General features: G+C 47.5%; 7 protein-coding genes and 1 pseudogene. 1 reads left to right on the top strand and 7 read right to left on the bottom strand.

Annotated elements, in window-relative coordinates; translation table 11 throughout:
- Positions 1–162: 162 nt before the first annotated feature.
- Positions 163–5,411 (top strand): annotated as a pseudogene (locus MHI60_RS17010) (hypothetical protein); the annotation flags it as partial.
- Positions 5,412–5,431: 20 nt separating this feature from the next.
- Here MHI60_RS17010 and MHI60_RS17005 read toward each other — a convergent pair.
- From MHI60_RS17005 to nirB, 7 genes are all read right to left on the bottom strand, one after another.
- Positions 5,432–5,992, bottom strand: coding sequence for a CatB-related O-acetyltransferase (locus MHI60_RS17005; protein ID WP_095408736.1), 561 nt, complete (start codon positions 5,990–5,992; stop codon positions 5,432–5,434).
- A 64-nt stretch (positions 5,993–6,056) separates the two neighbouring features.
- A complete protein-coding gene (locus MHI60_RS17000; protein WP_111292530.1) occupies positions 6,057–7,424 on the bottom strand; it encodes an MATE family efflux transporter in 1,368 nt (455 codons plus the stop codon).
- 25 nt (positions 7,425–7,449) lie between these two features.
- Complete coding sequence (dacB, locus tag MHI60_RS16995; protein ID WP_144484326.1) at positions 7,450–8,934, bottom strand: D-alanyl-D-alanine carboxypeptidase/D-alanyl-D-alanine-endopeptidase; 1,485 nt, start codon at positions 8,932–8,934, stop codon at positions 7,450–7,452.
- A gap of 126 nt (positions 8,935–9,060) precedes the next feature.
- Positions 9,061–10,047: a pectinesterase family protein gene (locus MHI60_RS16990; protein ID WP_144484328.1), complete on the bottom strand. Its 987-nt coding sequence runs from the start codon at positions 10,045–10,047 to the stop codon at positions 9,061–9,063.
- An 88-nt stretch (positions 10,048–10,135) separates the two neighbouring features.
- On the bottom strand, positions 10,136–10,837 hold the full coding sequence (locus tag MHI60_RS16985; protein WP_111292533.1) for a DUF421 domain-containing protein: 702 nt from the start codon (positions 10,835–10,837) through the stop codon (positions 10,136–10,138).
- A 66-nt stretch (positions 10,838–10,903) separates the two neighbouring features.
- Complete coding sequence (gene nirD, locus MHI60_RS16980) at positions 10,904–11,227, bottom strand: nitrite reductase small subunit NirD (RefSeq protein ID WP_024422642.1); 324 nt, start codon at positions 11,225–11,227, stop codon at positions 10,904–10,906.
- A gap of 23 nt (positions 11,228–11,250) precedes the next feature.
- The gene (gene nirB, locus MHI60_RS16975; protein WP_144484330.1) at positions 11,251–13,662 is read right to left on the bottom strand and encodes a nitrite reductase large subunit NirB; all 2,412 of its coding nucleotides are present in this window, start codon (positions 13,660–13,662) and stop codon (positions 11,251–11,253) included.

Genomic DNA, 13,662 nt, shown 5'->3' with positions numbered 1-13,662 from the left:
ACAGGCGCTACAGGGATTACTGGATCAACTGGTGATACGGGTCACTGGGATCACCGGATTAACCGGACCCACCGGTGCGACGGGGATCACTGGATCAACTGGAGATACGGGCGCTACAGGGATCACTGGGTCAACTGGTGATACGGGTCCACGGGTAGCACTGGACCAACAGGTCCTACCGGCGCTACAGGGATTACCGGAGCTACTGGACCTACCGGTGCAACTGGTATCACTGGAGCTACCGGACCTACAGGCGCTACAGGGATCACTGGGTCAACCGGACCTACCGGGGCTACAGGCAGCACTGGGTCAACTGGTGATACGGGTGCTACAGGCAGCACTGGATCAACTGGTCCTACTGGTCTTGCCACGGGGATTACTGGGTCAACCGGACCTACTGGTGCAACGGGGATCACTGGGTCAACTGGTCCTACTGGTGCCACTGGGATCACCGGATTAACCGGACCCACCGGTGCGACGGGGATCACTGGATCAACTGGAGATACGGGCGCTACAGGGATTACTGGGTCAACTGGTAATACGGGCGCTACAGGGATTACTGGGTCAACTGGACCTACGGGCGCTACAGGGATCACTGGGTCAACTGGAGATACGGGTGCTACAGGCAGCACTGGATCAACCGGACCTACTGGTGCTACGGGGATCACTGGATCAACTGGTGATACAGGTGCTACAGGGATTACTGGATCAACTGGAGATACGGGTGCCACTGGTAGCACTGGATCAACTGGTCCTACTGGTCTGCACGGGGATTACTGGGTCAACCGGACCTACTGGTGCTACGGGGATCACTGGATCAACTGGTGATACAGGTGCTACAGGGATTACTGGATCAACTGGAGATACGGGTCTGCCACGGGTAGCACTGGACCAACAGGTCCTACCGGCGCTACAGGTAGCACTGGGTCAACCGGACCTACGGGTGCTACAGGGATTACTGGGTCAACTGGAGATACGGGTCTGCACGGGTAGCACTGGACCAACAGGTCCTACCGGCGCTACAGGGATTACCGGAGCTACTGGACCTACCGGTGCAACTGGTATCACTGGAGCTACCGGACCTACAGGCGCTACAGGTATCACTGGAGCTACCGGACCTACCGGGGCTACAGGCAGCACTGGATCAACTGGTCCTACTGGTGCCACTGGGATCACCGGATTAACCGGACCTACTGGTGCTACGGGGATCACTGGACCAACAGGTCCTACCGGCGCTACAGGGATCACTGGGTCAACTGGTGATACGGGTGCTACAGGCAGCACTGGATCAACTGGTCCTACTGGTCTTGCCACGGGGATTACTGGGTCAACCGGACCTACTGGTGCTACGGGGATCACTGGGTCAACTGGAGATACGGGTGCTACAGGAATTACCGGATCAACTGGACCTACCGGGGCTACAGGGATTACTGGGTCAACTGGACCTACGGGCGCTACAGGGATCACTGGACCAACAGGTCCTACCGGCGCTACAGGGATCACTGGGTCAACTGGTCCTACCGGCTTATGCCACAGGGATCACCGGATTAACCGGACCTACCGGGGCTACAGGGATTACTGGATCAACTGGACCTACCGGGGCTACAGGGATCACTGGAGCTACCGGACCTACCGGTGCAACGGGGATCACTGGAGCAACTGGTCCTACTGGTGCCACTGGGATCACCGGATTAACCGGACCTACGGGTCTACCACGGGTAGCACTGGACCAACAGGTCCTACCGCCGCTACAGGGATCACTGGGTCAATTGGTGATACGGGTGCTGCACGGGTAGCACTGGACCAACAGGTCCTACCGGCGCTACAGGGATTACCGGAGCTACTGGACCTACCGGTGCAACTGGTATCACTGGAGCTACCGGACCTACAGGCGCTACAGGGATCACTGGAGCTACCGGACCTACAGGCGCTACAGGCAGCACTGGGTCAACTGGTGATACGGGTGCTACAGGCAGCACTGGATCAACTGGTCCTACTGGTCTTGGGGGATTACTGGGTCAACCGGACCTACTGGTGCTACGGGGATCACTGGGTCAACTGGTCCTACTGGTGCCACTGGGATCACCGGATTAACCGGACCCACCGGTGCGACGGGGATCACTGGATCAACTGGAGATACGGGCGCTACAGGGATCACTGGGTCAACTGGTGATACGGGTCTGCCACGGGTAGCACTGGACCAACAGGTCCTACCGGCGCTACAGGGATTACCGGAGCTACTGGACCTACCGGTGCAACTGGTATCACTGGAGCTACCGGACCTACAGGCGCTACAGGGATCACTGGGTCAACTGGTCCTACTGGTGCCACTGGGATCACCGGATTAACCGGACCCACCGGTGCGACGGGGATCACTGGATCAACTGGAGATACGGGCGCTACAGGGATTACTGGGTCAACTGGTAATACGGGCGCTACAGGGATTACTGGGTCAACTGGACCTACGGGCGCTACAGGGATCACTGGGTCAACTGGAGATACGGGTGCTACAGGCAGCACTGGATCAACCGGACCTACTGGTGCTACGGGGATCACTGGATCAACTGGTGATACAGGTGCTACAGGGATTACTGGATCAACTGGAGATACGGGTGCCACTGGTAGCACTGGATCAACTGGTCCTACTGGTGCTACGGGGATTACTGGGTCAACCGGACCTACTGGTGCTACGGGGATCACTGGATCAACTGGTGATACAGGTGCTACAGGGATTACTGGATCAACTGGAGATACGGGTCTGCACGGGTAGCACTGGACCAACAGGTCCTACCGGCGCTACAGGTAGCACTGGGTCAACCGGACCTACGGGTGCTACAGGGATTACTGGGTCAACTGGAGATACGGGTGCTACAGGCAGCACTGGATCAACTGGTCCTACTGGTCTGCCACGGGGATTACTGGGTCAACCGGACCTACTGGTGCTACGGGGATCACTGGGTCAACTGGAGATACGGGTGCTACAGGGATTACCGGATCAACTGGACCTACCGGGGCTACAGGGATCACTGGAGCTACCGGACCTACGGGGATCACTGGATCAACTGGTCCTACTGGTGCCACTGGTATCACCGGATTAACCGGACCTACGGGTCTGCGGGGATCACTGGACCAACAGGTCCTACCGGGGCTACAGGGATCACTGGGTCAACTGGAGATACGGGTGCTACAGGGATTACCGGATCAACTGGACCTACCGGGGCTACAGGGATCACTGGAGCTACCGGACCTACGGGTGCAACGGGGATCACTGGATCAACTGGTCCTACTGGTGCCACTGGTATCACCGGATTAACCGGACCTACAGGCGCTACAGGGATTACTGGATCAACTGGAGATACGGGTCCACGGGTAGCACTGGACCTACTGGATCTACAGGCGCTACAGGGATTACCGGATCAACTGGATCTACCGGCGCTACAGGGATTACCGGATCAACCGGCCCTACCGGTGCGACGGGGATCACTGGATCAACTGGTGATACGGGTGCTACAGGTAGCACTGGACCTACTGGATCTACAGGCGCTACAGGGATTACCGGATCAACTGGAGATACGGGTGCTACACGGGTAGCACTGGACCTACTGGATCTACAGGCGCTACAGGGATTACCGGATCAACTGGATCTACCGGCGCTACAGGGATTACCGGATCAACCGGCCCTACCGGTGCGACGGGGATCACTGGATCAACTGGTGATACGGGTGCTACAGGTAGCACTGGGTCAACTGGAGATACGGGCGCTACAGGGATTACCGGATCAACTGGACCTACAGGCGCTACAGGGATTACTGGATCAACTGGAGATACGGATTGGTAGCACTGGACCAACAGGTCCTACCGGCGCTACAGGTAGCACTGGAGCTACCGGACCTACGGGTGCTACAGGGATTACTGGGTCAACTGGAGATACGGGTGCTACAGGCAGCACTGGATCAACTGGTCCTACTGGTGCCACGGGGATTACTGGGTCAACCGGACCTACGGGTGCAACGGGGATCACTGGGTCAACTGGTGATACGGGTGCTACAGGGATTACCGGATCAACTGGACCTACCGGGGCTACAGGTATCACTGGAGCTACCGGACCTACGGGTGCAACGGGGATTACTGGGTCAACTGGTGATACGGGTGCCACTGGTAGCACTGGACCAACTGGACCTACTGGGGCTACAGGGATTACTGGATCAACTGGTGATACGGGCGCTACGGGTATCACTGGTTCAACAGGTCCTACCGGCGCTACAGGGATTACCGGATCAACCGGCCCTACCGGTGCAACGGGGATCACTGGAGCAACTGGTGATACGGGCGCTACAGGGATTACCGGATCAACTGGACCTACCGGGGCTACAGGTATCACTGGATCAACTGGTGATACAGGTGCAACAGGCAGCACTGGTCCTACTGGTGCAACGGGTATCACCGGATCAACTGGACCTACGGGTGCCACGGGGATTACCGGATCAACTGGACCTACCGGGGCTACAGGTATCACTGGATCAACTGGTGATACAGGTGCGACAGGCAGCACTGGTCCTACTGGTGCAACGGGTATCACCGGATCAACTGGACCTACGGGTGCCACGGGGATTACTGGGTCAACTGGACCTACGGGTGCCACGGGGATCACTGGAGCTACTGGACCTACAGGCGCTACCGGCGCTACAGGTATCACTGGATCAACTGGACCTACCGGGGCTACAGGAATTACCGGATTAACTGGGCCTACCGGTGCTACAGGAATTACCGGATTAACTGGGCCTACCGGGGCTACAGGAATTACCGGATTAACTGGGCCTACCGGTGCGACGGGGATTACTGGATCAACAGGGCCTACCGGTGCCACAGGCAGCACTGGACCAACAGGACCTACCGGTGCGACGGGGATCACCGGAACAACTGGTGATACGGGGGCTACAGGACCTACTGGTGCAACGGGTATCACCGGGGCTACTGGCGCTACTGGAACAGGTGGTTTTACAGATACTGCACTTTATGCTGCTAATAGTTCTGGACCTACCATTGTTACTGTAGCCGGTGGAACGAATATTCCTCTGCCAAACTTTCAAAACATTACTGGTTTTACGGCAAACGGCACAAGTACTGTTTTTACCGTTCTCCAAACTGGAAAATATTATATTACGTATCAAGTCAACACCACTACAGCTCTTTTGATTAGTACACGTTTGCTCTTAAATGGAGCAACTACTATTTCTGGTTCTGTTCAATCACCTGTTATCTCAACTTCATTAATCAACAACACTGTTATTGTTAATTTAACAGCTGGTAATACCATCTCACTGCAGTTTTTTGGGGCGGTTGTCACAGCTATTTTAGTTGGCGGAGCTGGTGCTGCTGGAGCAGCCTTGACCATCATACGGCTTAGCTAAACAAAAAAAGAAAGGCTTTTTCAGCCTTTCTTTTTTATGTCTTCTATGACATTTATACATTGTTCAATATCATCAGATTGTAAAAGGTGAAAAATAGATTGGATGACGGTAAACTCTAAATTCCACCATTCTACTAACTGCAGTTTTTTGATTATTTCGGATGAAAACCGATATTTCATGAGCTGCTGGGGATTTCCTGCGGCAATTGCATATGGCGGCACATCTTTTGTGATCACACTATTTGCGCCGATCACGGCCCCGTTTCCTATACATACTCCTGACATAATCGTCGCACCATATCCAATCCATACGTCATGTCCAATATGAACATCTCCCTTCGATTTGGGATGTCCTTTAATGTGGGCAGCTTCGTTGAAGATTTGATTAAACGGATACGTTGTGACCCAATCTGTACGGTGTTCACCACCTAGAAAAATTTTCACTTCGTTTGCAATGGAACAAAACTTCCCAATATTTAATGTCGTTCCTTCCCCCCAAGTCAACACTTGGAAATCTGGCCCGGCATAAGAAAAGTCACCGATATTGTGCGAGCTTAGTTCACTTCTTTGATTCAAAAACATAGAAGATCCGGCCTCCTTAAAAGTGATAGATCTTCGTATGTATATGCTGCTCTACGCCTTCACATTATGATTGAACAAGCGCTACAATCTGTTTTTTCTTCCATACGAACTGATAGTAGCTGTATTGGAGGATTAAGTTTACAAAGAAAGCTGCAGGGTAGCCAATCCATATTCCTTTAATACCAAGGGATGTATAGTGTGATAGCACATAAGCGACTGGTACTTCTACAAGCCAAATGGAACAAATACTAAAGATTGTCGGCCATAGAACCGTCCCGCTTGCTCTCATTGTGGCTGCAACAATTTGGGCCGTTCCAAAAATGAGATAGCTCCATAGTGTAATGACAACCAAACTATAGGCAATGTCTATCGTCTTAGGATCTGTTAAAAAGATAGATAAAATCTGCGGTGCAAAAATATAAACGAAAATAATGATACATCCGCCTATGGCGAAGTTAAGGCCTAACCCAATCTTAATGACATCTTTCAATCGATTCATATTCCCTGCACCAATGAATTGTGCTGCAAAGATTGAGACCGCAATACCAAGACTCACTGCCGGCATCTGCACATAACTCACGACTTGATTGACAACACCATAGGCTGCTGTCGCCTGTGATCCATAATCGTTAACAAAAGAAATAACGGCAATTTCTGATAAAGAAATGAGAATCATATTAATGCTTGATGGGATACTGAGCTTTAATAACGTTTTTAATAGATCCCCTTTCATCAATAAATGCTTTCTCACCGATGCATCAATGCGAAGCGGGTGCTTTGTCTTATATAAATAGATATGTAGAATAATAAACGTCACAATTGTTGAAATCACAGAAGCATATGCAGCACCGTATAAACCGAACGCCGGCAGTCCCAGCCAGCCAAATAATAAAATGGGCAGCATCAAAATATTCGTTGCCGTACTAATCATTAAGAAATAAAATGGTGTTTTCGAATCCCCTGTCCCTCGCAAGAAGGTCGTATAAACAAAATAAAGAAATAAGATCGGCATTGAGATGAATAGAATTCTAGCATAGCCCGCACTTTCCTCCACGATATTAGCGGGTGTTCCCATGAGGTTTAAGATATCTGTTGCGAAAAAACCTCCAATGATCGCTAAAGATACTCCGATCAAAAAAGTGAATGAAAGTGTTGTGCCAATAATTTCTTTTAATTTCTGTTCATTTTTTGCCCCGTACGCTTGTCCAATAAGGATCGAGCTTCCCGATCCAATTCCAATGGAAAAAGAAACGAGTAAAAAGAAAAGCGGAAAGAATGCAGAAATGGCAGCTACTGCATCCTCTCCAATCCATCTCCCGACAAGAACAATGGACACTAACTGTCCGATCGATTGCAAAATATTGCTTAGCAAAAGCGGGATGAGAAAAATGGACATGGTTTTTACTAAAGATTGATTGTTATCTAACGTCATGATGGTTCTCCTTCTCTCTCTAAATCTAAAGATTCTCAGCTAATATGCTGACAATACGATCTTCTATCTCTTTCCCTTTTTCGTCATCAACAAGGTGATTTAATAAGATGGAAAAAGCGAGCGTCTTTCCGCCCTGCGTATCAATATATCCAGAAAGTGTGCTGACCGTTGTTAACGACCCTGTTTTTGCACGTACTTTTTCTAGTGTAGCTGGTTCTTTTAATCTGTTCCTCAACGTCCCTCCGACCATTCGGTCACTTGCCCCTGCTAAAGGGAGCGCATGTTCATAGGTTTTAAACCATTTTTCTTTTTGAATGTTTGTTAAAAAGAAAGTGAACTGGTTGGCAGAGACAAGGTTAATAGGTGATATCCCCGATCCGTCACGCAGTACTGCAAGCGAAGGATCAACGCCAAACGCAGGAAGCCGTTCATTCATGACGTCCAGCCCAGCTTCAAAGCTCCCTTTGTTCTTCACTTTTTTGCCTAGTTCCTTTAGCAAAATTTCTGCATGAGTATTGTTGCTTAATTTCATCATAGGAACAAGCAGCTCTGATAATGGCATCGATGTATGGGAGGCAATTTTTTTAGCTTTTTTAGGAACTTGTTTAGATTTCAGTGGTCCTTTTACTTGAATTCCTTCCGCCTTTAACGCCCGTTTCATTAAGTCTAAAGCATAGGCGGACGGATCCCATAAAGCTACCCATTGTTTAGATGAGCTTGCTTTAACCGGAATGGTTCCAGTCAACGTTATCTTGTTAGTTCCGTGAGAGCGCTTAAAAGAAATTTTCTTTTTTCCGCCTTCTGGAACTGTTTTCACTTGATTGATGACTTGAGCGACATCCGTCTTCGGGATCATATCAAAGGCGGCTTTCTGTCCTGCTTTTTTTCCAGGTTTTACTTCGAGAATCACGGTCCCTGCATCATAATCTTGATTTGGTGAAGCCGTGAGGGCAGAAATTTGTGCACCGTAATATTGATCCTCATCACTCCAAGGCAGATCAATGGAGTATCTCGTGTCATCAAACCAAGTGTCATCTGCCGCAAGCTGTCCGCGAATGGTATGTATTCCGGCCTTTTTGACTTGTTTGGCAAGTGCTGCAAAATCCTCCTCTAATAAAGTCGGATCTCCGGTGCCGCGAAGATAAAGGCTACCATGTAACGTTTTCTTTTGAATGGAACCATCCATCCAGATGTCTGTAGGGAATGTGTGTGTTTCTCCAAGAATATCAAGTGCGATGGCTGATGTGAGCAGTTTCATATTAGAAGCAGGAGTAAGACGGATATCGGCTTGATGTTCATAAAGAAGAGAGGTGTCAGAAGTATCGCGGACGCTGATGCCAGAGATCGCGCCCTCTAAATCAGGTGCTGTTCGGATGAATTCGTCTAAAGCTGTCATCCATTGAAGTGAATCGTCACGAGCTTTGAGTTGTTCATCTTTCGCTGAAAAAGGGAGAAATAAAATCGACAGGATACATATTTGTAAAAACATGAGTTGTGAAAAGCGCTTCACGCAATCCCTCCTTTTTGTTGCAGCCAATTTTAGAAGAATATGTTCATTATACACAAAAGAACGTTTGTTCTCAAAGGTTTTTTAAACAGAAAAGTCAGCTTTCTTTGACGAAAACTGACAAGCCCTTTACCTCTTTTCTGGATTCCAGCCATCAGTTCCGCGAAGAACAGCCTGAACTGTGATTTGACTTGCTTCATTTTGGGTTAAAATGGTTGACCATTTTACGCGGTTTGCTGGACTGCTTCCTGCTCCTGTCGATCCAAACTCTTTATATCTGGCCGTTCTTTCGTTGTCACGGTTATCCCAATTATGCCATCCCTCTGCTTTCACATGATCATCCATTTTTGTATGGAGGAATGTTACAGCCGAATGAGGTCTCCACGGACGACCTAAATAAACCGATTGCGCAGCTGCCGTCCCCTTTTTCAGCGTAGAGTCCATGAATACATAGCCGTACCTTTGCGCTTCTGTTGTGGATGCTGCAGTAATATACCCATTTCCAAGACTTTTTATTTCAGCTCTTTTAAACACAGCTGTGGCTGATCCAAAAATAAAATCGACCGTGCCTTCAATATAGCAGTTTTCATAATATTGCCGTCCTGTGCCTGTTGCATAAAGTGTATCTTGATAGCCTAACACGCGTATTTGTTTGAACACAGCCCTGTCACCAGACACATACAGCGCAACTGCCTGACCAGCATGTCTGCCAGCTGTATTTTGAAAGGTGATATTTTCTGCATAAAAATCGTTTGCACGAATCATTGTGCTTGAGCTGTTTGTTGTACTCCCAGTGCTTGCATTTGTATCATCATACGTAAGGATCGTGTTGTGCTGGTTTTCGCCAATAAAGGATACGTGTGGTTTATTTTGCGGAAGCAATATTTTTTCTTTATATACGCCATTTTTAATATAGATCGTTGCCCGTTGTTGATTGTTTGCTGGAATCGCATCAATGGCAGACTGAACGGTGCGGTATGATCCGCTTCCCTTTTGATCAACGACAAGGACGCGGTTCGTTTCATACTGATGCCCGGCTTCTTCTGCTTGAAGTGAAGCGAAGTCAAAAAGAAAGAAAGACAAAACCATAACCATCCATACGTTTCTATATTTCATCACATATCTCCTCCTCGTTTTGTGAACGTTTTCATTAAACATTCTTTTTGATCCTATTCCATACACGCACAAAAAAACACCCACGTTTTTATGTTGTGGATGTTTTTTTAGACTTCTCATATTGCATCGCATAAATCCCTTCATTTTCAATCCATTCACAAAATAGAACATCTCGATAGGAAGAAATATGCTGCTTTTTTAATTGCTCATTCAGCCAGGATTCATCAAAACCCGCTTCTTTTAGATCCTTTTTTAACATTTCGCCGTCAATAATAAACGTTCTAGGCAATTTGACTTCTTTTCCCTTCACGTTCACATCTTCTGCTGTGGCTGGTGCGTATTTCATTTTCGGAAGAACACTGACAGAGCCGTCAGTTTCCAAAATGGCATATTCAATTTCATTCAGTGCAAAATGGCCTTTTGCGCGAACCAGTGTCTGCAGCTGATTGATATCAAGCATATTCTTCTTCAACCGGTTGTAACGAATCTTCCCCTTATCAATCACAAGAGTAGGTCTTCCTTCTAAAAAAGCGCGAAGGGATTTAAAGCGCTGTGAAAGCGATTCAACTGTATAAATGAGAGCGCCCCATACCGCAACAGCAAATAAAATGTGCTGAATCTTGACTTCCGGATCAAAAATGGCGTTTCCGACCATTTCGCCTAAAATCAGTGCAGAAATAAAATCAAACGGCGTGATTTGTGCAAATTGTGTTTTCCCTAATAATTTTGTAATAATAAATAAAGCGAAAAATCCGATTAAGAGTTCGATCAAAATATTAACGAACGGCACAAAAATTCCTTCCTTTCTTGCTGCATTTATATACAGCATATACATGAAAGGAAGGATCTAAACCATTTATGAAGGCAATAAAATAAAGACATTGTCTCCTTCAACGAATGTTTCATATGTTTTAACGCATCCGTGATCTGGTGCTTGAACGTTTCCTGATGAAAGATCAATTTTCCAATCATGCATTGGACAGAAAACGTGATTCCCGCTGACCATCCCTTCAGCCAAAACGCCGCCTTTATGTGGACAGCGATTTTCAATGGCTTTGAACTGCTTATTAGAGGTTTGAAAAACAGCTAATTCAAGTGTACCGGCTTCAACTGTTTTCCCTAGCTGGAGCGGAAAATCTGATAGGGTGCCAATGTGAACTTTAACAACTGAAACTGTCATATGATCTCATCCCTTCAATTGATTTATACGGAAGCCGTCGCTTTTTGAAATAATTGTCTCGTGTCTTTTTGACTCTCGCGAAGCTCCTGCCAAGGCTCTTCATATGTTGAAAGCGCAATGTCCATTCTTTCGATTAAGGCTGCTCGTTTTTCATCATCCAGGAGTACTGATTGAATATGTTCTAACCCAAATCGTTCAACCCAAGCAGAGGTTCTTTCTAAATAATTTGCCGTTTCTCTGTAATATTGCAGGTATGCTGCGGCCATTTGCTCTACTTCTTCTGCTGTACTGACCTTCATTAATAAATCTCCAGCCCGCAGATGTGTGCCGCCATTTCCGCCGGCATACAATTCAAACCCTCCATCAATTCCCACAATGCCGAGGTCTTTAATTCCGGACTCTGCACAGTTTCTCGGACAAGCAGAGACGGCCATTTTTACTTTATGCGGTGTCGCGAGACCTTCAAATTTCTTTTCAAGTGCAATTCCAAGAGCCATGGAGTCCTGCGTGCCGAACCTGCAAAATTGTTCTCCAACACATGTTTTAACTGTTCTTAAAGATTTCCCATATGCATAACCCGATGGCATATCTAGATCCGCCCACACTTTTGGTAAATCTTCTTTTTTGACACCTAGAAGGTCAATACGCTGACCGCCAGTCATTTTCACAAGCGGTATTTCATATTTGTCGACGACATCGGCTATTTTCCTCAAGTCATTTGCATTGGTGACGCCTCCGTACATTCGCGGAACAACTGAATAGGTGCCATCGTTTTGAATATTGGCATGCATGCGTTCATTTACAAAGCGTGAACTCTTTTCATCTTTGTATTCAAGTGGATGAAGCATGCCTAAATAATAATTCAGTGCAGGTCGGCATTTTGAACAGCCCTCTTCTGTATTCCAGTCAAGTACATTCATCACTTCTTTGACATGCTGCAACCCTTTCTCTTTGATTTCGTGAATGACTTCATCTCGTGAAAGAGTGGTGCAGGCGCAGATGGTTTCTTTTTGGGCTGTCCTGCTTGCATCCTCACCTAGCGTATGCCAAAGAATCTCTTCGACAACAGGCTGACAGCCTCCGCAAGATCGTGAGGCACTTGTACATTGCTTGACTTCCTGAAACGTTGTTAAGCCTTCTTTCTGAATGGCTTCCACAATCTGCCCTTTTGACACGCCATTACAGCCGCAAACGATATGGTCATTTGCCATGCTGTCAATCATGCTTTCTTGCGCTGGATCATTGGAGGTTAAGACAGATACCTTCTCCATATCCGACATATCTATTCCTTCTTTAATGTACGAGAATAAACGAGGTCCATCGCTTGTTTCTCCAAACATGACCGCGCCTACTAAACGGTTTTGCTGGAAGACGAGTTTTTGATAGATGCCTTTTTGTTCGTCAAAAATCTTAATCGCTTTTTTCTCATCGTTTTCAATAAAATCACCAGCTGAAAATACATCAACTCCTGATACTTTCAGCTGTGTTGACAGAACAGAGCCTTCATATGGAGCAGGGTTCAAGCCGCATACATGCTTGGCAAGTACAGTCGCTTGATCGTATAAAGGGCCAACTAATCCGTACGTTTGTCCCCTGTGTTCCACACATTCTCCGACAGCATAAATGCCCGGGACACTTGTTTCCATAAAATCATTGACGATAATACCACGGTTCACTTCAAGCCCGCTTATTTCTGCAAGAATTTTACTTGGTTTAATTCCCGCAGCCATGACGACTAGGTCCACCTCAAGTGTAGTGCCGTCTGAAAATGATAAACCTTCTACTCTTGTATCTCCTAAAATCTCATTTGTCTGTTTTCCTAGCAGGAATTTCATGCCCTGTTCTTCTAATGCTTTTTGAAGAAGCTGGCCTGCAATAGGGTCTAGCTGGCGTTCCATTAAATGAGAGCCGAGGTGAATGACATTCACTTCCATGCCTAAGTTTAATAGACCGCGTGCGGCTTCAAGCCCAAGGAGTCCGCCTCCGATGACTGCAGCTTTTTTGTACATAGTAGAGGCATTGACCATTTCCTCAGTGTCTTGCAATGTACGAAAAGCCGTCACGCCTTTTTTATCACTCCCTGGAATTGGCAGGATAAATGGACGTGACCCTGTTGCTAAAATCAATCGGTCATAATGCACGGTCCGTCCTTGATCACTGGTGACTGTTTGGTTCTCTGTATCGATCTTCACAATGGTCTCGTTTGTAAACAGCTGAATATCATGCTTTTGATACCAGTTCCAATCATTTAACGTAATATCTTCAACCTTCGTATCCCCCTGAAGCACTTTCGATAAAAGAATTCGGTTATAGTTAGGATGCGGTTCAGTCCCAAATACCGTCATGTCGAATCGTTCGCCGTCTGTTTTTAAAATGTTTTCAAGGCTTCGAATGCCGGCCATACCGTTCCCCACTAATACGAGTTTTTCTTTCAT

This window comes from Bacillus sp. FSL K6-3200, from assembly GCF_038630485.1.
GTDB classification, from domain to species: Bacteria; Bacillota; Bacilli; order Bacillales; family Bacillaceae; genus Bacillus; species Bacillus safensis.
Note: the sequence above shows the minus strand (reverse complement) of the source record. Positions and strands in the feature narration are given on the sequence as shown.